Source organism: Umboniibacter marinipuniceus (assembly GCF_003688415.1).
Classification (GTDB): Bacteria; Pseudomonadota; Gammaproteobacteria; order Pseudomonadales; family DSM-25080; genus Umboniibacter; species Umboniibacter marinipuniceus.
In genome coordinates this window covers 134,827-157,464 of the sequence record NZ_REFJ01000003.1, presented here as the reverse complement: position 1 = coordinate 157,464, position 22,638 = coordinate 134,827, and the positions used below count along the sequence as shown (strand labels likewise).

16 protein-coding genes are annotated in these 22,638 nt (G+C 49.8%); 10 read left to right on the top strand and 6 right to left on the bottom strand.

All coding sequences use genetic code 11. The features are described from left to right. Nucleotides 1-13: 13 nt before the first annotated feature. The 7 genes from mltB (at nt 14) to DFR27_RS06890 (ending at nt 7,092) form a co-directional block, all read left to right on the top strand. On the top strand, nt 14-1,000 hold the full coding sequence (gene mltB, locus DFR27_RS06915; RefSeq protein ID WP_211327592.1) for a lytic murein transglycosylase B: 987 nt from the start codon (nt 14-16) through the stop codon (nt 998-1,000). A 470-nt stretch (nt 1,001-1,470) separates the two neighbouring features. After that, nucleotides 1,471-3,252, top strand: coding sequence for a DEAD/DEAH box helicase (locus tag DFR27_RS06910; protein ID WP_121876726.1), 1,782 nt, complete (start codon nt 1,471-1,473; stop codon nt 3,250-3,252). 112 nt (nt 3,253-3,364) lie between these two features. Continuing rightward, nucleotides 3,365-4,534: a D-alanyl-D-alanine carboxypeptidase family protein gene (locus tag DFR27_RS06905; protein WP_121876725.1), complete on the top strand. Its 1,170-nt coding sequence runs from the start codon at nt 3,365-3,367 to the stop codon at nt 4,532-4,534. Beyond that, nucleotides 4,534-4,803 (top strand): HP0495 family protein, encoded by a 270-nt coding sequence (locus tag DFR27_RS12655; RefSeq protein ID WP_211327591.1) that lies wholly within the window; start codon nt 4,534-4,536, stop codon nt 4,801-4,803. Before DFR27_RS06905 ends, DFR27_RS12655 begins: the two co-directional genes overlap by 1 nt. Next, entirely contained in the window at nt 4,804-5,472 is a 669-nt protein-coding gene (gene lipB, locus DFR27_RS06900; protein WP_211327590.1) for a lipoyl(octanoyl) transferase LipB, read from the top strand. Continuing rightward, a complete protein-coding gene (lipA, locus tag DFR27_RS06895) occupies nt 5,465-6,460 on the top strand; it encodes a lipoyl synthase (protein WP_121876724.1) in 996 nt (331 codons plus the stop codon). Before lipB ends, lipA begins: the two co-directional genes overlap by 8 nt. Continuing rightward, nucleotides 6,457-7,092: a trimeric intracellular cation channel family protein gene (locus tag DFR27_RS06890; RefSeq protein WP_245962625.1), complete on the top strand. Its 636-nt coding sequence runs from the start codon at nt 6,457-6,459 to the stop codon at nt 7,090-7,092. Before lipA ends, DFR27_RS06890 begins: the two co-directional genes overlap by 4 nt. Before the next feature lie 15 nt (nt 7,093-7,107). Here DFR27_RS06890 and msbA read toward each other — a convergent pair whose 3' ends face one another. The 4 genes from msbA to DFR27_RS06870 form a co-directional block, all read right to left on the bottom strand. Next, nucleotides 7,108-8,892 carry a lipid A export permease/ATP-binding protein MsbA gene (msbA, locus tag DFR27_RS06885; protein WP_121876723.1) on the bottom strand — a complete coding sequence of 595 codons (1,785 nt, stop codon included), beginning with the start codon at nt 8,890-8,892 and terminating at the stop codon, nt 7,108-7,110. 82 nt (nt 8,893-8,974) lie between these two features. Next, nucleotides 8,975-10,417 (bottom strand): alanine/glycine:cation symporter family protein, encoded by a 1,443-nt coding sequence (locus DFR27_RS06880; protein WP_121876722.1) that lies wholly within the window; start codon nt 10,415-10,417, stop codon nt 8,975-8,977. Nucleotides 10,418-10,456: 39 nt separating this feature from the next. After that, nucleotides 10,457-11,200, bottom strand: coding sequence for a patatin-like phospholipase family protein (locus DFR27_RS06875; protein ID WP_121876721.1), 744 nt, complete (start codon nt 11,198-11,200; stop codon nt 10,457-10,459). A 6-nt stretch (nt 11,201-11,206) separates the two neighbouring features. Then, nucleotides 11,207-12,661: a protein adenylyltransferase SelO gene (locus DFR27_RS06870; protein WP_170150809.1), complete on the bottom strand. Its 1,455-nt coding sequence runs from the start codon at nt 12,659-12,661 to the stop codon at nt 11,207-11,209. Between the two features lie 74 nt (nt 12,662-12,735). Here DFR27_RS06870 and DFR27_RS06865 point away from each other — a divergent pair, with 74 nt between their 5' ends. Next, nucleotides 12,736-14,535: an autotransporter assembly complex protein TamA gene (locus DFR27_RS06865; protein WP_121876719.1), complete on the top strand. Its 1,800-nt coding sequence runs from the start codon at nt 12,736-12,738 to the stop codon at nt 14,533-14,535. Continuing rightward, a complete protein-coding gene (locus tag DFR27_RS06860) occupies nt 14,532-18,287 on the top strand; it encodes a translocation/assembly module TamB domain-containing protein (protein WP_121876718.1) in 3,756 nt (1,251 codons plus the stop codon). Before DFR27_RS06865 ends, DFR27_RS06860 begins: the two co-directional genes overlap by 4 nt. Nucleotides 18,288-18,384: 97 nt before the next feature. Here DFR27_RS06860 and DFR27_RS06855 read toward each other — a convergent pair whose 3' ends face one another. After that, a complete protein-coding gene (locus DFR27_RS06855; protein WP_121876717.1) occupies nt 18,385-18,786 on the bottom strand; it encodes an META domain-containing protein in 402 nt (133 codons plus the stop codon). 112 nt (nt 18,787-18,898) lie between these two features. Continuing rightward, nucleotides 18,899-21,790 carry an aminomethyl-transferring glycine dehydrogenase gene (gene gcvP, locus DFR27_RS06850; protein ID WP_121876716.1) on the bottom strand — a complete coding sequence of 964 codons (2,892 nt, stop codon included), beginning with the start codon at nt 21,788-21,790 and terminating at the stop codon, nt 18,899-18,901. Between the two features lie 197 nt (nt 21,791-21,987). On the opposite strand from gcvP, the gene DFR27_RS06845 reads away from it, so the two are divergent. Beyond that, a complete protein-coding gene (locus DFR27_RS06845; protein WP_245962624.1) occupies nt 21,988-22,605 on the top strand; it encodes a helix-turn-helix domain-containing protein in 618 nt (205 codons plus the stop codon). Nucleotides 22,606-22,638: the final 33 nt, after the last annotated feature.

Below are 22,638 nucleotides of genomic sequence, written 5' to 3'. Positions count from 1 at the left end.
CTTGGAGTTAAGTATGAAAAAAGTTTTACGTGGTTTAGTGGCAGCTTCACTCTTTGCTAGCCCAAGCCTCATGGCTTACGAGCGAGATGAGGATTTAGTAGAGGCGTGGATTAACGAGGTAAGTACAACGCATGGTATTGATGCAACTTATCTTCGTGACCTAATGGATGAGGCTAAGTATCAGCAGTCTATTATCGACGCGATCTCTCGTCCCGCTGAACGAGTTCTCACCTGGTCAGAGTACCGTAATATCTTTATCGAGCAGGCTCGTATTGACGGGGGTGTTGAGTTTATTGAACGAAACCTGGATACCCTAAAGCGCATTGAAGCGGAAACGGGAGTATCCGCGGAGTACATCGTTGCTATTATTGGTGTGGAAACGCGCTACGGCAGAATTATGGGCAATTACCGCGTCATTGATGCGCTTTCAACGCTTGGTTTTAGCTATCCACGTCGTAGTAGTTTCTTTAAAAAAGAACTGACTGAATTCGTGTTGATGATTGAGGAAACCGGTCTTGATCCACTGTCTCTGAAGGGTTCCTACGCGGGCGCTATGGGCCTTGGTCAGTTTATTCCATCAAGCTACCGAGCCTATTCGAAGGATGATACAGGTGACGGTGTAGCGGATCTCTGGACGAGTGAACAAGATGCTATTGCGAGCGTTGCGAATTACTTCAAACGTCACGGCTGGAAAGCAGGCGAACCGGTGTTGGTAAGCCTAACAGCCCCTGAGAATGCGGAAGAGTATCCTCGCTCTCCATTAGCGCTGGATAGGACCATGGCCGAGGTTGAAGCAATGGGCTACCGTCCGGATGCCGTTTTGGCAGCGGATACAAAGGCGCGAATCTTCTTTTTTGCTGATAATCCAGGCGGTGAATACGTTGCTGGACTGCAGAACTTTTATACCATTACTCGTTATAATCACTCCAGCTACTACGCGCTGGCGGTGCACCAGTTGGCCGAGAATCTTCGCGAGCAATCGGTCTTGAGTGCCCAGTAAGCATTACAGGTCTAGTCAACATCCCTCATGTGAATGCCCTTGCTATTGTAACTTCACCCGTTACAATGGCGGCGCATGAGGGCAAACAGTCCTCATCCGTGATGACGGACTCCTATTGATGGGGTGCTGAATAAAACTTATTCAGCAAACTCCTCTCTTGTGATCCACACTATCTGTGTGGGTATCTTTCTAGGAAGCTAGTCGGTTCAAATGCGCTGCGTTAGATGATTGCAGTGTCATGCCAGAGTCCCGTTCTCGCGTAAAGTTAGGGTTAATCGTTTCCCTGAGAATGTGGCGGGCAAGTTAATTTGCCGATGGAATCTATGTTACTGCCTTAACGGTGGTCTCCTCCTGTGAGCGCTACACGCCTCAAGATCCTTGATTTAAGCCCAATGGCACCGCGGTTGCCATGACCAGATTGCGCTCTTTTCGCGGTAAAGGGTGGTGCATTGGCACAATTGGAGATTTACATGTCTGAATCGAATATTACGTTCGACGAGCTCGGCTTATCTGAGCAACTATTGAAAGAAATCAAATCGCTTGGCTACGAAAAACCGTCGCCTATTCAAGAGCGCGCTATTCCGGTATTACTGGACGGACGTGATATTTTGGGTCAAGCGCAAACTGGTACCGGTAAAACTGCAGCCTTCGCGTTGCCGCTAATCGATAACCTCGACCTTAAAGCGAACCACATTCAGGTTTTGGTACTAACGCCAACGCGTGAATTAGCTATTCAGGTTGCTGAAGCATTCCAGCGTTATGCTGCTTCAATCCGTGGCTTCCGTGTACTGCCAATTTATGGTGGTCAGCCAATGAATATCCAGATGCGTGGCCTTCAGCGTGGCGCACAGGTTGTCGTGGGCACGCCTGGTCGCGTTATCGATCACTTGAATCGTGGTAGTCTCAAGCTCGATAAGCTACAAGCACTGGTATTAGATGAAGCTGACGAGATGCTTAACATGGGCTTCTTGGAAGACGTCGAAAAAGTGATGGAATTCCTGCCTGAAGAGCGTCAGATTGCGCTGTTCTCGGCAACGATGCCAAAGGCTATCGAGTCGGTTGCTAAGAAGTATTTACGCAACCCAGAGCATATCGAAATTGCTGGCGCCAAGCGTGAGAACAAAAATATCAAGCAGTACAGTTGGGTCATGAAGAATGACCGCAAGCGTGATGCTTTAACACGTTTGCTCGAATCTGAAGAGTACGATGCGGCCATTATTTTCGTTCGTACTCGTGTTGCTGCCGATGAATTGACCATGATCTTGAATGCGCGCGGTTACCGTTGTTCGGCACTTCAGGGTGACATGGCACAGAAGCAGCGAGAGCAAGCGGTTAACTCATTAAAGAAGGGTCAACTAGACATTATCATTGCAACGGACGTTGCGGCGCGCGGCCTTGATGTTGAGCGTATTTCGTTGGTAATTAACTATGACATTCCCTATGACGTAGAAGCCTACGTTCACCGTATTGGTCGTACTGGCCGAGCTGGTCGCGAAGGCACCACAGTGTTGTTCTCAACACCACGTGAGCGTCGCATGCAGCAAGCTATCGAGCGTCATTTGAAAATTGAAATGCTGCGCTACCAGCTTCCGAGTGGCGAAGATATTGCCGAACGTCGTGTTCAGCAGTTGATTGATGACCTCAAGGGTGAGTTCGAAAAGAACGAACTATCTGACTACGAGGCAATTGGCTCGCAGTTGTTGTCACACTTTGAAATGTCACCAGAGAAACTGTTAGCTGCACTACTTCGTTCGCAATCAGCTCAGCGCCCGTTGCTTGCTCCACCGCAGATTGATTTTAACGCTGGCCGTGATTCAGGTCCTTCTGATCGAGGTCCGCGCGATCGTGGCGATCGTGGTAACCGCGGTGGTGATCGTGGCGGCCGTCCGGAAGTTGCATTGGAAGCTGGCTTTAAGCGTTATCGTTTAGACGTTGGCCACAACCACCAGGTTAAACCAGGTAACATTGTGGGTGCGATTGCTAACGAAGGTAATATCAACGCTAAATCTATCGGCCGAGTGCAAATCAACGAAGGCTATACGCTGGTTGACCTGCCTGACGATCTACCGAAAGAATTGGAACGCCATTTACAGAATACACGTGTTTGTGGACGCCCAATTAAGCTTCGCGAATGGACCGATAAGCCAGGACAAGGTCGTGGTGGTAAGCCAGCTGGCCGCGCACGTCCGGGCGGCAAGCCAAAGGGAAGAGCGAATAGCTCTCGTCCTAGCTCGCCACGCCGTTCTTCGTGAATAGGTAGAGATTGCATCTTGGGTGTAACCCCGTAGTTTGCTATGATGACGGAACAATAAGTAGGGTGCGGATACGCACCCTCGTTCCGTGATTAACGTAAGGGTTCGCTGAATGAATTTTCGCTCTATAATTGCCACCACTCTCCTTTTAGTTGCTGGTTTTCAGACTGCTCTCGCAGCGCCAGTAATTGTTCCGCGTGCTCCCGATTTAAACGCATCGAGTTGGATTTTAATTGATGCCACAACCGGGCGTGTTCTCACTGAGAATAACGCAGATCAAAGACTTCCTCCTGCCAGTCTAACCAAGATGATGACCGCTTATATTGTCTCGAAAGAGGTTCATGAAGGCCGAATCAGCGAGAATGACCTAGTGCCTATTTCGGTTAACGCTTGGCGAATGGGTGGCTCGAAAATGTTCGTGCGAGAGGGCACCTCGGTTCAGCTTCTGGAGCTTTTAAAGGGGCTGATGATTGTTTCTGGTAATGACGCTACGGTCGCTTTAGCGGAATACGTGGCGGGTTCTGAAGAAGCCTTTGCCGATGTGATGAATCAGCAGGCACTATTGATTGGTATGGAGAATACCAACTTTAAAAACTCTACCGGTTGGCCAGCAGAGAACCATTATACCACTGCAGCAGATCTTTCTAAGCTTGCGCAAAGACTCATCCATGATCATCCGGAGCATTACCGAATCTACTCGGAGCGACGTTTCTCCTATACGCCGCCTGGTGAAAGCGCCATTTCCCAGCCAAATCGTAACTTACTACTCGGCCGAGACCCATCCGTTGATGGAATGAAAACCGGTCATACCGAAGCGGCGGGTTATTGTCTAGTTTCTTCCGCGCTTCGCGATGGCACGCGCTTAATTGCGGTGGTCATGGGGACTTCTTCTCCCAACGCTCGCGCAACGGAGAGTGCTAATCTATTACAGTGGGGCTTCCGCTACTTTGAAACTCAAACGGTCTTGGCAGCGGGTCAGACTTTAGAGTCGGCAAAAGTCTGGAAGAGCACCATTGATCAAGTTGAGCTGACTATTCCAGACGACATGACACTTACCTTGAATCGCGGCAGCTTTGACGATTTAGCAATCTCTGCGCAAGTTAATGACCAGCTCGAAGCCCCGCTTAGTGCTGGTGATGTGGTGGGTTTTGTTGAGGTTCAGTTAAACGGTGAGGTGGTTGGCCATGCTAATATTGTAGTGGCTAGTGATGTTCCCGAGGCAGGATTCTTTAAGCGCCTCTGGGATTCCATTGTATTATTCTTTTCAGGTTTGTTTAGCTAATGGCAGATGAAAAAGACGTAAAAATTGAGTTTCCCTGTGAGTACTTTATCAAAGTAATGATGAAGGCTGAGGACGCTACGCGCGCGGATGTCCACGAGATCTTGGCTAAGCATATCGCCAATTACAACGCTAAGGACCACCAAACTCGTCCTTCTAGCAAGGGAACGTTTGAGTCGCTAACAGTTCATTTTTGGGCCGAGAGCGAGGAACATATTATGACGATGTTCGGCGAACTCAAAGTGCATGACGGCGTGAAGATGGTTCTATAGGTGAGCAGCACGCTTAATATCCGCCACTTAGGCTTGGTTGATTATCATCAAACCTATGAAGCCATGCAACGTTTCACCGATCAGCGTACCAGTGACACGGCAGATGAGATCTGGTTACTTGAGCATCCACCGGTGTTTACTCAGGGTAGGGCCGGGAAAGAGGAACATCTATTGACGATGTCCGACATCCCCGTTGTGCAATCGGATCGCGGTGGACAGGTTACCTATCACGGGCCAGGGCAGCTTACGGCTTACGTATTAATTGATGTTAAGCGTCGTGCTTCGGGTGTTCGTGATTTAGTTACTACTATTGAACAAGCTATTGTGAGATTACTCGCTGACTTTGACATTGATGCCAGTGCTAAGGCGGACGCGCCGGGTGTTTATGTGCAGGATGATAAAATAGCGTCATTAGGCCTACGCATCCGTAAGGGCTGCAGTTTTCACGGGCTCGCGCTCAATATCGATATGGACATGACGCCGTTTTTACAAATTAACCCCTGTGGCTATAGTGGGTTGAAGATGATTCAAATGAGTGACTTTTGTACCGAGCTTCCCTCGGTTGATGAAGTGGGCTCTCAGCTAGCTGAAAAATTTATACAGTTACTCAATTATCAGCAGGTGGAGCATTATCAAGGGCTCCCTGTAGAGGTTTACAACGATGTCTAATGAAAAATTTATTGACGCTGCCGAACCGGTAAAGCGTACCCGCCGAATCCAAGCAGGTGAAAAGCTTCGTAATGCGGATAAGGTCGAGCGTATCCCCGTTAAAGTCATCAACGATGACGTTGAGATTCTGCGTAAGCCTAAGTGGATTCGCGCCAAGGTTCCCGCTGGTAAGGAAGTGGAGCGAATTAAGTCGGTGTTGCGGGAGCGAAAGCTGGCATCGGTCTGTGAAGAAGCATCATGCCCAAACCTTGGAGAGTGCTTCACCAACGGAACCGCTACCTTTATGATCATGGGTGAAATTTGCACCCGTCGCTGTCCATTTTGTGATGTCGGCCACGGCAAGCCCCTGGCATTAGACGCAGACGAACCGCGTAATTTGGCGGATGCGATTGCACACATGCAGCTCCGTTATGTGGTGATTACCTCGGTGGATCGTGATGATCTTCGCGATGGCGGTGCCAACCACTTCGCCGAGTGTATTCGTGAAATCAAAGCGCAGACCCCCAACGTACAAATTGAAATCCTGACCCCTGACTTCCGCGGCCGCATGGATGTGGCGCTGGATATCTTGGAAGAGACACCTCCAGATGTGTTTAACCACAATATGGAAACGGTTCAGCGCCTCTATCGCGAAGCTCGTCCCGGAGCTAATTACGCTTGGTCATTGAAGTTACTCAACGAGTACAAACAGCGCAAAGGCGACGCAGTATTAACCAAATCGGGGTTAATGGTCGGACTGGGTGAAACCAATGAAGAGATTCTTGAGCTAATGCGCGATCTGCGTGCTCACAACGTAGATATGCTGACTATTGGTCAGTATCTGTCACCTTCGCGGGATCACCTAGCCGTGAAGCGTTATGTGACGCCAGAAGAATTCGATATGTTTGCCTCAGAAGGCTATAAAATGGGCTTTAAACACGTTGCCTCAGGACCGCTTGTTCGTTCCTCTTACCACGCCGATAAGCAGGCTAAGGGCGAATTCGCGTGATTGCGGGTGCCGATGTAGAGTGGATTCAAACGCTCGATTACATCGGCACCGCAGTGTTTGCTATCTCTGGAGCGCTAGCTGCTGGACGTAAGCAAATGGATGTGTTCGGCGTGGTGGTTCTCGCAATGGTGACCGCCGTTGGCGGCGGCACAATTCGCGACATGATGTTAGATAACGGAGCGGTTTTCTGGCTCCATGCCACCGAGTATATTTGGATTGTTTCCGCTGCGGCTGCAGTGACTATGTTAGTAGAAAAGACCACCCGAGTTTCTAGCTATCGATGGCTGGAATTCTTCGATGCGGCCGGACTTGCGGTGTTCACGGTTATTGGTGTTGCTAAAGCACAGGCAAATGGCCTATCGGTAGAAATATCGTTGGTTTTTGGAGTGATGACGGGCACCTTTGGGGGCTTGATTCGCGACGTCCTGGCCAACGATGTACCTCATCTTCTTCGCCGAGAGATCTACGCCACGGCTTCATTATCAGGTGGCCTTTGTCTCGTTACCCTCGATTACTTCGGGGTAGCAGCGCTAACCGCTATTCTCACAGCTATGGCGGTGGTCTTTGTAGTGAGAATGGCGGCGCTCTATTTCAAGCTATCGCTACCCGTATTCAATTATCAGGGGAAGTGAGTTCCCCGATAATCATCAAGCCTCTGAACTCTTCACCAACTGGCTGTAATAGCCATCCTGGTCAAGCAGGCTTTGATGTGTGCCCTGTTCAATAACTTTACCCGCATCCATTACTAGGATTTCATCGGCATCGATGATAGTGCTTAAACGGTGCGCTACCACAATTGTTGTGCGGTTCTCCATGGCGTGGCTGAGCGCGTCTTGAATGAGCTTTTCAGATTCGTTATCTAGGGCCGAAGTTGCTTCATCGAGAATTAAAATTGGCGCGTCTTTGAGCAAGGCGCGGGCAATAGCAATACGTTGACGTTGGCCACCGGAAAGCATTAGCCCACCTTCACCAATATTGGTATCTAAACCCTCCGACTGCTCTTGAATAAAGTCCCAAGCGTTGGCCTTTTTAGCGGCGGCGATGATAGCGTCACGACTATGATTTTCAAGCTCACCGTAGGCAATGTTGTTAGCAATCGTATCATTGAATAGCACGACGTTCTGATTCACTAGGGCAATTTGCGAGCGAAGCGCATCCAATGAGAAATCGGTGATAGATTTGCCATCTATTTCAATCTTACCCTGCCAGCCCTCATAGAATCGAAGTAGCAGATTAGTAATAGTGGACTTGCCGCTGCCTGAACGACCTACCAGCGCCAGTACCTTCCCAGGTTGAACGGTGAAGTTGATATCGCTGAGTACCGTCTCCGTATTGTTATAACTAAAGCTAAGATCTTTGACTTGAATACTACCGCTAAGATTCAGTGCTTCAGGCTGATCCGTATGGGTTTCTTCCTCTTGATCAAGGACGCTAAAAATTGAGTCCCCGGCGGCGATGCCCTTCTGAAGGTCAGCATTCACTTCTGAGAGTTGGCGAATAGGTTTTGGAAGTAGTGACACCGCCGTCATGTACGCCATTAAGCTTGCTGCCGATGAATTTCCGGCAGTTTCTGGAGACAGAATTAAGAAAATAACACCACCAATTGCCATGGCGACGATGACCTGCATCACTGGCGTTGAGATGGCCCTGGAAAAGGCGAGCTTAAGGTTCTGTGCGGCGTTGTTCGCAGATGCCTCATTAAATCGCTTACGCTCTCGCGGGATACCACCGAAAGCTCGCACAATTCTAAAGCCCTGAACAGCCTCGGTAGTGACATGTGTAATGTCGCCGGCAGATTCTTGGATGCGTGTGCTATAGCGGCGAAACATTTTTGATACGACGCTGACGATCACGGCGAGAATAGGACCAACAACCAAGAAAGTGAGCGTCAGCTGCCAGTCTTGCCATATTAGGTAGCTGAGTAGGCCGATCACGGTAAGCCCTTCGCGAATAAGAACTTTCACCGCATTGGTGGCCGCCGCCGTTACCTGCTGAGTGTTGAAGGTGATTTTGGAGACGGTATGCCCGGAGTTCTCGGCATCCAGATCACTGCTCTTAAGCACGGTAATTTTGTTGAACAAATCAACGCGAAGATCGTGGATCAAACCTTGGGCAACTTTTTCAATAAAAAAGGTCCCTAAGAAAGAGCCGATCCCACGAATCATAAAGATGCTGACGGCTAAAAGCGGCAATAGAATCTGCCAGGGCGGCAGCGTATCACTGAATACCCACCACTTCTGCAGGTAAGCGGGGATGGGGAGATTATCTAGGGCGTTAAGTAATAACTCCATAAGTCCAGCAAAGGCAGCTTGGGTTGCCGCAAAAATAGCAAAACCAATGAAGCTTACAACAAAAGCCCAGCGATATGGCAGGGCGTAGCGAAGAAGTCGACGGTAAGTGGTAAAGCCGCTAGCTTGGGTTTGCTTACTCATGAATGGGATTACCTTGAGTGGTCACAATGGGAGTTTAGTCATCAATCCGAGGGGTCGCAAAGACCCCTCATTTTAACAAACTTTAGTAGTCAACTTTACGGTGTGCCCAAGCTTTTGAATCAGCTTTATTGTCCAACTCTGGCAGGCGTGTACGATCAAATACTGGGTCAATGCCAGCTTTGAACTGGCGTTCGAAATCAGCAATGACCTTTAGCGCTACACCGCTGAGCATCAGTAGTGCAAAGACGTTGATAATGGCCATTGCGCCCATGGTTAGATCGGCGATATTCCAAATAGTTTGCAGTTCTACTACTGAACCAAGAATCAAAGTGCCCATCACCAGTACTCGGAATACGAGTACCATGCCTTTGTTTTCCTTGATAAAACGCAGGTTAGATTCGCCATAGTAGTAGTTCGCCATGATAGAGGTAAAAGCAAACAGAATGAGGGCAACCGCGATCACATGGGCGCCGATGGGGCCAATATGATTTACCATAGCGGCCTGGGTCAGGGTGATCCCTTCAAGCCCTTGTGAGTCTCCTAAGTTGATCCCAGAGAGTAGTATGATTGAGGCGGTGGCGGTACAGATAACGATGGTGTCAGTAAAAACGCCGGCCATTGAGATCAGTCCCTGAGTAACCGGATGCTTAGGGTTCGCAGTTGCCGCGGCATTTGGCCCGGACCCCATGCCAGCCTCGTTAGAGAACAAACCACGTTTTACACCCTGTTCGATGGCGACCTTGATGGCGTAACCGAGTACGCCTGCACTTGCCTGCTCTAGACCCATAGCATGGCTGACAATCAGCTTAATTAGACCTGGAAGCTCCGAGATATTTAACGCTACAACAACAAGTGCTACTAAAAGGTAGCTAACGGCCATAACTGGCACAATCAGTTCAGCCACTTTCGCAATGCGTTTGATACCACCGAAAATAATCAGGCCGATAAGTACAGCCAGTATGTTACCGGTTACGAATTTTGACACGCCCCAGGCATTTTCGACCGCCGCCGCCACTTGGTTTGCCTGTAGTGCCGAAAAGGCGAAGCCAAAGGAAACAATCAAACACACGGCAAAAGCAATACCGAGGCCCTTCGATCCTAGTCCCTTTTGAATATAATAAGCTGGACCACCTCGATAGGTGCCATCCTCGTTGTCAGTTTTATAAACTTGGGCAAGGGTGGTTTCGATAACTGAAGTGGCCATCCCGACAACCGCAGTCATCCACATCCAGAAAATAGCACCTGGGCCGCCTACTAGCAGCGCGCTAGCAACACCGGACAGGTTACCGGTTCCTACGCGCGCTGCGAGCGACGTAGCGAATGCCTGAAAGGGGGTAATACCCTGCCGCGTGGTGGATCGGCTTGATAGTAATGCCCGCCAGGCGGTGCCGAAGGCTCTAATCTGAATAAACCGGGTGCGGAAGGTAAAGTACAAGCCACCGCCAATCAGCAAGTAGATGAGCACATAGCTCCAAATGTAGGTGTTGCCCAAATCAACAAGATCAGTAAACCAAGTGAAGTCCATAGTATGTCCAAGTCTTTTTATCGTTTAGTTGCAATGAGTTTAACGGGTTTCTGCGTCAATGTTGAGCACCGATTCGTAGGGGCGTTGCATTTGTGCTAAAACCGCCTGGTAGGCTAGTCCATAGATAGTTGGCCCTAACGCCAACTTACTGGGCCCTGAGCGGGGCAGACCGTGGACTGCTAGTCGGGTAGTTCGTACTCGCTCGGGGAGCGGAACATGACGGCGCCAGGGGCTCTTGGATGGAATATGCAGGTAGAGTAATTCTCCGTCATCGGGAACTCCCGCCACACCAGGCCTGTCTTTTATCCCCCCATCCCAAAGTAAGTCTCCTCGCATCCTTTGCGGGTGAAAGAGAAACGGAATGGCGCATGAAGCAAATACACCGTCAATTAAGTCACCGCTGCTGATCACTTTCGTGCCGCGTTCTTTAACTGAATATACGGAAACGCTAAAGGGAGTTTCGGTGTCCTCAAACCTCCGCTGAGGCACTAATTGACGTAGCGTAGCTTTGAAACCATCGGGCTTTAACAGCCCTAAGCCTATGCCTGGGCGCCAGAAATCACTGCGCTGGAGTAGGCTCAATCTCTCGGCAATGGCGTTGCTACTCAGACCGCACGCAAGCAGGCAGCCAATCAGCGCACCGGCACTTGCACCCGATATTGAAGATGGACGATAGCCAGCTTCCCAGAGGGCGGCGCTGGTAGCGGCATGGCTATAGAAACCGAAAAACCCGGATGATAAAGCAAGATGTGATGGCGCTAGTAGATAGTCATTAAAGGTCATGGGTGATTAGCTCGAACAACTGATACAAATTGATTTCGCCCAACCAGGGGAAGGCCCAGCAAAGGCCTCAAAGCCGTCGATAGGTTGGTATGGTTTAGCGAGACACGCTTTTAAGGCTTTAAGGCGACTAAAGTCACCACTTTCTGCGGCGGTGATGGCTCCTTGCGCAAGGTAATTTCGCAAAATGTAGAGTGGATTACGACCATTAATAGTGCCACGATGCTTCGCCGGATTGGTGTGGCTAAGGCTCCATTGATATTCGTGAAGCCACGCGCGAGCCAGCTGGTGGTGGCTGAAAAAGTTGAGAAATTGCTGCTCCGCATCAAGCGCATCGGCGAGGGCACGATGTGCCAGGCTATAATCAACGTTACACTGCGCTAACAGCGCTAACCAGCCTTCAATCAGCGACCTTGCCAGCGTTGGCTCAACCAATTCTAGGCCCAACTTGATACTCATTTCGTTCTGATAGGCGTGCTCGAATAAGCCATCGAAACGCTGCACAGTCGCGATCAACTTTTGATGATCAATCAGGCCACTTAGGGCTTGAGCTAAGGCCGCAAGATTCCATCTCGCAATCTGAGGTTGTTGGTCAAAGGCATACCGACCAGTATGGTCCGAGTGATTGCAGACAAATTGGGGGTCAAAGTTATCAAGAAAAGCAAAGGGACCATAATCCAGGGTTTCGCCAGCGATGGAGAAGTTGTCGGTATTCATAACACCATGACAAAAACCGACTGACTGCCACTTAGCGACCATGCTTGCCGTTTGTGACACAATCACCTCAAACCAATGTGAATAGTCGCCCGCGGCGATATCAGTATGGTTATACCGCTGCGCAATGCAGTAATCGGCCAAACGTCTTAAGTCCTCATGCTGTTGGCGATAGTAGAGTCCTTCAAAGTGACCAAAGCGGATATGAGTGGTGGCGGTACGAAGTAGTGTGGCACCACGCTCCTGCGTCTCTCGATAGACGGGGGTTTGATTAACGGCCATGGCTAAAGCACCTGTGGTAGGAATTCCCAAGCCACGCATGGCGATACTTGCGAGGTACTCACGGATGGTGGAGCGAATGACCGCTCTGCCATCACCACCGCGGGAAAAGGGTGTGGTTCCAGCACCTTTCAGGTGAACATCAATTAGGCCCTGTGCCGTTTCTATCTCGCCTAATAATAGACCCCGGCCGTCACCCAGCTGTGGGTTATAGTGACCAAATTGATGGCCGGAATAATTCATTGCAACCGGTGGTCGCTCGCTCTCAGGCCATTCACAGGCTAAAATTTTTGCAATGGCGGTACGGACTTGAGTATCGTCGGTCAGCGCGATCGTGTTAAGCTCATTATGGTTCATGTCAACGAGTTCGGATCGTTCAACAGCTTGCGGCCTGACAGGGGCAGAGTAAGCGTTGCCCAAACTTGCATAACGATGAGTAAAGCGAAGTGATGACGTGATTAGTGATGACACATTTCGTCCTGAATAGCAGATAGTTAACTAAAATCATCTCGAGAGATTGTCGAGCTCATAGGGGATAATATCACGTGTTTTCAAGCAGAGCTTGTTATCTTGCGCTAGCGACTATGGCGGCATCATGGCCATCATTCGCTCAGCAAGACTCGCTTTGTCCTCTGCCCGACGAATTTGCTTCGACTATTGAACTAACAGGGCTAAGCGGAGAGCTAGAAGCCAACGCGCGAGCCATTTTGACTTCCCAGCTGCAGCTGGTTGGCGCCAATCTAAACCGCGTCCGCTTCGAGTTCGCAATTAGCGACGGGGCTGAATTGATTGAGCAGTCTCTAGAGCCCTTTGGCTACTATTCGCCCGCTATTACCTCAGATTGGTTCTGTGATGAAACGCTGCGTCTGAGTTATCAGGTTGAGGTGGGTATCCCTATTATCATTAATAACCGTAATGTTCAGATTCTGGGGCCTGGCGTTGATAACCCTCAACTGCAGGAATGGCTAGCGGAATTTCCGCTCCAGAACGGCGAACGCCTAGTGCAGCCAGATTACAGTCGAGCTAAGCGCAGAGCACTGAGTCTAACCTCCTCACTGGGCTATTTTGACGCTCGCTATCAGCAGGCTCGAATTGCCATTGATCGTGAACAGGCCACGGCAGATATTGATTTAGAACTGGTAACAGGCGTTCGTTATGAGCTGGGTGATGTGAGTTACCAACAACCGCACATGAGCAATGCGTTGATTGACCGATACATCAAACTAAACCCAGGTGATCAATACGATATTAACGATATCGCGCAATTACAGTCGGATCTCTATGCAAGTGGTTTCTTTTCAGTCGTCGATATTCAAGCTGAGCCTAATCGAGAAACTCACACGGTTCCCGTCAGCATTAGCATGCAGCGGGCTAAGCAAAATGCCTTCAATTTTGGTGTCGGCTACTCTACCGATACTGGCCCACGCGGTAGCTTCAATTGGACGCGACGATGGTTGAATCCTCAGGGGCATTCTGCCGAATTTGATTCGCGGTGGGCGGAGGATGAACAATCCGCTAGTCTGACCTATCGAATTCCCGGTACAGATCCAGCGCGCGAGAATCAATATTATCGTGTTGGCTACGTGGCGGACGACGAACGAGAGAACTATGGCAATACCGTTCACCCAGCCAAGCTGATCATTGATATTGAACGATTTTTTGCTCAAGTTGGTTGGGTTAGGCAGCGCGGAAATTGGACCTTCGATTATTACCTTCAAGGCCAGAAGGAATCGCTGTTAGTGACGGAAGATGTTAGTGATACCTTGAACACGGCGATGGTTTTTCCGGGAGTAGAGCTACGTTATCTTAAAAGTGATGACTTGTTTCGGCCTAGTCAAGGTTTCAGTTTTAGTGCTCGAATGCGCGCCGCTACAGAGTTATTGGGGAGTGATACGGATATTCTCTACTTCAGTAGTAATGCCGTCTATACCCAGCAATTTACACCCAGGCACCAACTTACGTTAAGAGGGTGGTTAGGTACTAACTTAGTCAATGATGAAACCAAACTTCCTGCCAATTTCCGCTTCTATCAGGGCGGTGATACCACGGTTCGAGGTTATAATTATCGAGAGTTAGGCCCAAACCAGAATGGCTATTTAACGGGTGGGGCTTCGGAACTCGGGTTTACCGCTGAGTACGAGTATTTCATGTGGCCAGACGTAGCGCTAGCGGTCTTTACCGATACCGGTGACGCATTCTTTGATCGAGATTTCGACCTCAATCAATCGATAGGCGTTGGCTTTCACTGGTACTCGCCAGTTGGACCTATCCGCATTGACTATGCGGCTCCCGTAGACGCGGGGGAAACAGCAAAACTCCATATCATCATTAGGGCCAACCTATGATTATGTTGAGACGCTTATTGCTCGTTATTTTGTTGCTATGCATAGCGCTTATGGCCACGGTGGCCGTTGTTGCTAAATCCGAGCGCGTAGGGAGCTGGCTGTTCTCATCACTGGAAGAATGGACTGGTGGCGTGGTTGTCGCTGCGGGGTTTGAAGGCGCGTTGTTGGGGGATTTTCGCTTGGATCAGTTGGTTATTGATACCGGCTATGAGCGAATTCAATTCAGCGATTTATCGCTTCACACTGCGATTGGCCCAGAATTGGCGCTACAGCTCAGTGATGTGTACCTCGACGCTTTGCGGATCACGATTTCTGAACGACCCGAGAATACAGATAAGTCGACGGGCTCTGGCGGGCTGCCCGTCGTTTATATCCCCCTAAGGATTGTAGTGGTTGAGCTAGCACTAGCAGATTTTGACCTTACGGTATTCGACCAACCAATTTTAGTTGATTTAGAAGTGTCTAGCTCGGCGGAGATTAGCGGCTCAAGAATTGAGATTAGCTCGCTGCAGACCGCTTTATACGAGCAACGCATTAATGCTTCGGGCTCATTGCTTTTAGCGGAAAGCTATCCCATCGATGTAGCAGTGGAGACGGCTATAACACAAACTTCACCGGTCACTGTCGCGCACGTTGAGATCACTGACTCGGTTGTGGCACCTCGGATTACAATCACTAGCCAAGGTTGGCTTGAGGGTGAAGCGCTGGTTGACTTACCGCAGTGGAAAGCACTTGGAAAGTTGCCAATTAGCGTGCAAATGAAGCTAGGTCCGGTGGCTGATCAGTCGTTCGTTAAGCTGCCAGAGGAATTTGAACAGTTAACGGTGACGCGCTTGGAGGTTGATGGTACTTACGATGCTGGCATCGAGACTGCGATTGCGGCAGATTTCGAGCTTCCAGAACATCAATTTAGCGGCCACCTCAGCACCGATCTCCGCACTAATTTTCAGCGATTGTGGCTAGACAGTTTCAGTTTGATCCCCGCTAATAGCCAGTCAGTATCGAAAATCACGGCGACCGGCGAATTGGCACTTGTAGAGTTTGCCGCGGACCTGAATATCGGTTGGCAGGGCTTAGCTTGGCCACTCGTATCGCCTCAGTACCAATTTCATCGTGGCGCCATAACCTTAAAGGGTGATTTAAGCGACTTTACCGTCCTTGGCGGTGGTGATGTTAGTGTTGTGGAGGTTGGCTCAGCGCATGCTAGTGTTGATATCCACACGGTAGAGAGCGAACTAACCATCAATGATTTGGCGCTAGTGGGTGAGTTCGGCGAATTAACCGTCGACGGGAGAGCAAATTGGGGCGAAAGACAGGATATTGACGTTGACTTAGTCTTGCAGGGCTTTAACTTAGCACTTATTGACCCAGCACTACAGAGTGCCATAAGTGGGCGAGCTAAGCTTCAAGCGACAACGGCGGACAGTTTAGCGGCCCACCTTGCTGTCCAGCACTTAGGTGGTAGTTTTCGGCAGATGCCAATCACCGGAAGTGGCGACGTCCATTATGGAAACAGCTGCTTGGCAGTTAGCGGCCTATCTGTTTCATCAAATGAGAGCTTCTTAACGGCTGATGGTAGTGCCTGCACCAATGAAAATCTCGAATTTGATTTTGCGGTGGTCGAACTCGGCGATTGGCTAATTCCCGAGTTAAGTGGCGATATTCAGGGTTCAGCCCAGCTTCAGTTCGGCAATGAGCTTGCGGAAATGGCTATCGTCCTGAGTTCACAAACTCAGTACTTGGGCTATAGCGATCAGCTTTCATTAACGAATGCATCGGTACAAGCATCGGTGGCGTTAAATGATGAGGCTGAGGCGTTAAGTTTAAACGTCACGGCCGATAAATTTGAAGCTATGCATATTGATGTGAACGCGGTGAATATTGCCGTGTATGGGAGCTTAGCCGCGCATCAATTTACCATAAGTCATGGTGAGGTAAGTCCTCAGCTCCATGGCATGGACGTATCTGGCTCAGGAAGCTTTGAACCATTCAGTTGGCAAGGGCGTATCGGCCAAATTGCGATTCACGCCCTGCGAGAGTGGCGATTAAATGAACCCTTTTTGATCTCAGCGTCCAACCAAGATCTTATGGTTAGCCCCTTTTGTCTGCTTGCCCCTGGCGATGCGAAGTTTTGTGCCGGTATTGATATTCAAGCGCGAGAACTTCAGTCAGCAGAGCTCGAGGTAGCGAGTGTTCCGATAGCTTGGGCGAGCCCGTTTCTTCCCTTTCTCAGTAACGCTGATAATCTTATTGCGACCGATATTCGCTATCAATTTAACCCATCAGGTTCTGAGTTCTTTGGCGAGGCATCGCTATCGGGTGACTCGTTAACCTTAGTTTCTCGTGGTGGCTTATTGATGCAAGCTCCTATTCGTGATGCCCAGATAAGTGCTCAGCTAACGGGAGACATTATAAGTGTTCGTGGCGACAGCTTGCTCGGCGAAAACGGCGACTTCAGTTTGGATGCTCAGATTGTTAGTCCTTTAGCGGACCCGCAAATAGAGGCTCAACTCGCGGCCAATCTATCAGAGTTCGATTGGCTTGATGATACTCTTGTAGGGGTAGAAGAGCTGGCCGGCAAACTCTCTCTTCAAGCCAGTGCTGAAGGACCGCTGAGCGCTCCGTCAGTGACGGCTATCGCCGCTATTCAGGAGGGCAGTCTAGCGTTAAACGAATATGGTACGCGCTTAGAGCAATTTAATACTCGGGTAGCGTTAACACCGAATTGGCAAATTAGCGTTGACGGTAGCGCTAATATGGGCGGTGATATTCGTTGGCGTGGCGACTTAGATGTAGAGACCGGCGATCTGTCTCTGCAGTTAACGGGCGAAGAACTGCGCTTGGCGCAATCGACAAAGTTGTCGGTATTGGCTAGCCCAAGCCTTCAATTGGTGTCGGAGCAGGGAAATTTAACGATGACCGGTGACATCGACATTATTGATGGAAATTACCATCTTGATGATGCGCCCGAGGTAGTGAGTAACTCGAGCGATGTTGTCTACGTAGATGAACAACTAGCCGACGACAACGATTCACTCTTGCCTGAGAGATTAGCGCTGGACTTTAATTTGAATATTAGGCCCGGGTTTCGCGTAACCAGTGAGGACTTTTTCAGTGATGTAGGTGGCAATTTGGCGCTAAAAAAGCCATTTGATAGTAGTCTTCGGGCCTTCGGGACGATCAATATTAGTGCCGGAGAGTATCAGGTTTATAGTTCTCGTATGCCTATTAAATCGGGGCGAATCAGTTTTTCTGGCGGCGCTATCGATAACCCGACCATTGATATTGTGGTGGAGAAGAAAGTTGATGATGTGGTGGTAGGTGTTGAAGTTAAGGGTACCTCGCTAGATCCTACGGTTGAACTCTATTCGCAGCCTTATATGAGTGATACTGAGCGTTTGAGCTATCTCGTTTTCGAAACCCCGCCCAGCGATGATACCGCCGCCCAGCTTGCGTTTATGCAGGCTACAGAGCTAATTGGCGCCGGGACGCGGGTGAACGATATCTTAGGTGAGGCAACCTTCACTATTTCACCCACCAAGGCCTCTATTGGCAGGCAGCTCAATGCCGACTTCTGGGTTGGTTTTAATTACTACTTGGACTCAGCCGGTCAGCAGAGTACCCATTCTAACGATGACAATACCGAATTCTTAGTTCGCTATCGGGTTAACAACAATATCAGCCTGGAAGCATCAATGGGCGAGGATCAGGGTATTGATGCCTATTACACCTTAGAAACCGACGATCCGTGAAATTGAGGAGACATTGAGCCACAAGGCCTCTGTAGGTACTTCTAAAGACCCTATGCGAGCACTCGCTAGCTTTATGCTATTGCACTGGCAGAACGCGTCACTGCGATGTGGAGACAAGCACCATCGACACCTTTTCACGGGTGTTTTCGAGAATTAGGCGTTCGCCATCCATTCGTGCCTCGTTGACCATTGCGAGGACGCCGAAGAAACTATTTTCAAGTGCATCGGCATTACCGGGACAGGCCATCTTTGTTGATGCAGTGGGGCCAACCTCGAAGGTAGAACCGTAGGATTCTAAGGTGGCCTGGTAACGATTACAGCCGCCCGAGCCGCTAATGGAGTTGCCAGAAAAAGTAATCGTTGGCGGGTGAGATCCTTGCCAGCTGTTACCGTTGATAGCGATAACCTGCCATTCTCCATATTGGTCAAAGACAATGCTTTTTGCTGGAATACAGGCAACGAGCACTAGCGTTGCGATAAGAATGAGTATCCGTTTCATAGCTTTTCTCTCCCTCAATAATGCCAGACTCAAGTGTAGACTGAATTGAGGCGAAAAAAAAAGAGCGCCGTTTGGCGCTCTTCTCAGTTTTGGTAATATGCTAGACGCTGATTTAGTCTTCGAGGTAGTGCTCAAGCGGAGGGCATGAACAGATCAGATTACGATCACCAAAGACATTATCAATACGGTTAGCCGTAGGCCATGCTTTACCTGCCTTCACGAAATCAGCCGGGTAGGTCGCCTTTTCGCGTGAATAAGGACGATCCCAATCACCTAGGATATCAGCCTGGGTATGGGGCGCATTACACAGTGGATTGTTATCCGCCGGATACTCACCGCGACCTACCGCGTCAGCTTCCGCGCGGATGGTTGCCATGGCGGTAATGAAATTATCAAGCTCGCTCTTCGATTCAGACTCGGTAGGTTCAATCATCAGCGTGCCGGCTACAGGGAAGCTCATGGTTGGCGAGTGGAAGCCAAAATCCATAAGACGCTTGGCGATATCTTCTTCGCTGACGCCTGTCGCTTCTTTAAGCGGACGAATATCGATGAGACATTCGTGGGCCACACGGCCACTCGTCCCCGTGTAGAGCACCGGGAAGTGCGGCGCTAAATGCTTGGCCAAGTAGTTGGCGCTCAAAATAGCCGTCTCAGTAGCGGCCTTTAGCCCCTCAGCACCCATCAGCTTAATGTATGCCCATGAAATGGGAAGAATGCTGGCCGAACCCCAAGGCGCCGCTGAGATTACGCCATTCTCCATGGCTGTCCCTTCAACCTGTTGAACAGGGTGAGCGGCCAAGAAAGGAGCTAAGTGAGATTTAACACCAATGGGTCCCATACCTGGGCCACCACCGCCGTGAGGAATACAGAAAGTCTTGTGGAGGTTGAGGTGTGAGACATCACCACCGAAATGACCCGGCGCAGCAACGCCTACCAAGGCGTTCATGTTGGCGCCATCGACATAAACCTGCCCACCGTGCTCGTGGATAAGATCACACAACTCGGTAATTGATTCTTCAAATACACCGTGGGTTGATGGGTAGGTCACCATGATAGCAGCAAGATTCTCGCTGTGTTGCTCAACTTTAGCTTGGAGGTCCGCCATATCCACGTTACCTTTTTCATCACAGGCAACCACCACAACACGCATGCTGACCATCTGCGCTGAGGCTGGGTTCGTTCCGTGCGCCGAGGCAGGAATCAAGCAGACGTCGCGGTGATGATCACCACGTGACTCGTGATATTTTTTGATCGCGATCAAACCCGCATATTCACCCTGAGACCCCGCATTAGGTTGCAGACTGACATTGTCATATCCGGTTGCTTCACAGAGCATCTTTTCCAGCTCTTCAAACAGCTTTAGGTAGCCCTCAGCTTGCTCAATGGGCGCGAAGGGGTGCAATGCGCCGAATTCAGGCCAAGTGACGGGGATCATTTCTACCGTTGCGTTTAGCTTCATGGTGCATGAACCGAGCGCGATCATAGAATGATTAAGCGCGATGTCACGTTTCTCTAGACGGGCTAAATAGCGCAGCATCTCGGTTTCAGAATGATAAAGATTGAAAACATCGTGGCTCAGAATTTCATCGTCCCGAAGCATTGAACTCTGAATGCCTAGGCTACCCTGCGCCATTAACTGCGCATCAAGTTCAGTCCAGTCGATATCGGTATCTTCACCGGTAAACGCGCTGATTAGTACATCTAGGTCAGCCAAAGTCGTCTTTTCGTGGAATGACAGGCCTACAGCACCATCTAGCACTCGGACGTTCATCTCGGCTTCAAGCGCCCGTTGAATCACATCAGTCGTTTTCTCTTTGGTCTCAACTGTTAGCGTATCGAACCAGTTCTTATGACGAAGCTCGAAACCCTGTGATTCAAGTGCTAGTGCAAAGAGGTCAGTAATACGATTGACGCGTTGAGCGATGCGCTTAAGCCCTTTAGGACCGTGATAGACCGCGTAGAAGCCGGCCATTAACGCTAGGAGAACCTGCGATGTACAAATGTTTGAATTTGCCTTCTCTCGGCGGATATGTTGTTCCCGTGTCTGCATTGCCATTCGGAATGCTTTCTTACCGCGGGTATCTACGGATACGCCAATAATGCGTCCAGCTGAAGCGCGTTTGTATGCATCGCGGAAAGCGAAGAATGCCGCATGTGGTCCGCCAAAGCCCATGGGTACACCAAAACGCTGTGCCGAGCCAATAACAATGTCTGCGCCAAGATCACCAGGCGCTTTTAACAGAACCAAGCTTAGGATGTCAGCCGCTACGGTAACCAGTACGTCTTTGCTGTGGGCGACGTCAATGATTTGCTTGATGTCTTCGATGTTACCCGTAGACGTAGGGTACTGCACTAAGGCCCCAAAACAATCGGTATTCGCTAGCTCGGTGGCGGCAGAAGCCACGATGACCTCGAAGCCAAAGTGTTCCGCACGGGTCTGAATGACGGCGATGGTCTGAGGGTGAACATCCGCATCAACAAAATAGACATTTGACTTGTTCTTACGGGCGACGCGCTTGCTCATGCTCATCGCTTCTGCGGCGGCGGTTGCTTCATCTAGCATTGAAGCGTTTGCGAGTTCCATGCCGGTTAGGTCAGTGACCATCTGTTGGAAGTTCAAGAGACCTTCTAATCGGCCCTGCGCAATCTCAGGCTGATAAGGCGTATATGCCGTGTACCAGCCTGGATTTTCCAAGACATTCCGGAGGATAACATTAGGCGTTAAGGTGTCGTGGTAGCCCATACCAATGAATGACTGGAAGATCTGGTTACGCTGAGCAATATCTTTTAAGTAGGCAAGCGTATCACGCTCTGAAACGGCTTCGGGGAGATCCATTGACTGTTGACGACGAATGCCCGCCGGAACGGTGTCGGCAATCAAGTCTTCAAGTGAGTCGCAACCTAGCTCGGCGAGCATTTGCTTTTGGTGGACTTCACTTACGCCAATGTGGCGCTCGATGAACTCTCCGTGGTGTTCGAGTTCGTGTAGGCTCGGGTTACTCATGTATCACTCCGCAAATAGACCTATTAACTAGCCGCAATAGCTAATCGTGTTTTAAGTTTGAACGAATCCTAGCAATCAATGGTTCACAACTCAATGTAAATGTTTCCGATAAGAAACATTGGTTTTGCGCTTGTCTATCGGATAGGAGTAGAATCAATAATAAGTAATTGTCATGTTCGAACATTGAGGGAATTTTTGTGAGTGAATTATCCGGTGGCGTCTTAGAGCGAACCAAGAATGAAGAAGCGGAGTTTGTCCAGCCGCTCGTGCTGGGTGAGCGCCTGAGAGAGATTCGTTTGAGTCATAACCTTACCCTAGCGGATGTCGCGGAAATGACCGGCGTGGCTCGTTCTACGTTATCGAAGATAGAGAACCAACAGCTCTCGCCAACTTTCCAAGTTGTTCAGCGATTGGTCGCAGGCTTATCCATTGATATTCCGCAGTTATTTCGCACCGCACCAGCGTCGGTAGACGGAGCAGCACGTCGCACTTGGACCTTAGCGGGAGAGGGGCAAGCGCATCCAACGGCGACCTACGAGCACGAGCTACTCTGTACCGAATTATCACAGCGTAAAATGGTCCCTTTTAGGACGACGGTAAGAGCTCGCAGCTTTGATGAGTTTGGCGAGTGGGTACGCCATGACGGTGAAGAATTTTTATGGGTATTGAACGGCCCTGTCGCCGTGTATTCTGAACACTATGAGCCGTTGCAACTTAACACCGGTGACTGTATGTACTTTGATTCACGGATGGGGCACGCACTGGTTAGCTGTGGCGAGGATGATGCTGAGGTACTCTGGGTTGTAGCGCGTTAACTGTTAGGACTACCTATTGACCTGATAGCTTTG

Excerpts from the sequence above, each read along its gene's own strand:
- lipA (WP_121876724.1), top strand. The coding sequence starts at position 5,465 with ATGTCTAATGAAAAATTTATTGACGCTGCCGAACCGGTAAAGCGTACC.
- DFR27_RS06875 (WP_121876721.1), bottom strand. The coding sequence starts at position 11,200 with ATGACCTTTAATGACTATCTACTAGCGCCATCACATCTTGCTTTATCA.
- DFR27_RS12655 (WP_211327591.1), top strand. The coding sequence starts at position 4,534 with ATGGCAGATGAAAAAGACGTAAAAATTGAGTTTCCCTGTGAGTACTTT.
- DFR27_RS06860 (WP_121876718.1), top strand. The coding sequence starts at position 14,532 with ATGATTATGTTGAGACGCTTATTGCTCGTTATTTTGTTGCTATGCATA.
- msbA (WP_121876723.1), bottom strand. The coding sequence starts at position 8,892 with ATGAGTAAGCAAACCCAAGCTAGCGGCTTTACCACTTACCGTCGACTT.
- DFR27_RS06905 (WP_121876725.1), top strand. The coding sequence starts at position 3,365 with ATGAATTTTCGCTCTATAATTGCCACCACTCTCCTTTTAGTTGCTGGT.
- DFR27_RS06910 (WP_121876726.1), top strand. The coding sequence starts at position 1,471 with ATGTCTGAATCGAATATTACGTTCGACGAGCTCGGCTTATCTGAGCAA.
- DFR27_RS06880 (WP_121876722.1), bottom strand. The coding sequence starts at position 10,417 with ATGGACTTCACTTGGTTTACTGATCTTGTTGATTTGGGCAACACCTAC.
- gcvP (WP_121876716.1), bottom strand. The coding sequence starts at position 21,790 with ATGAGTAACCCGAGCCTACACGAACTCGAACACCACGGAGAGTTCATC.
- DFR27_RS06855 (WP_121876717.1), bottom strand. The coding sequence starts at position 18,786 with ATGAAACGGATACTCATTCTTATCGCAACGCTAGTGCTCGTTGCCTGT.
- mltB (WP_211327592.1), top strand. The coding sequence starts at position 14 with ATGAAAAAAGTTTTACGTGGTTTAGTGGCAGCTTCACTCTTTGCTAGC.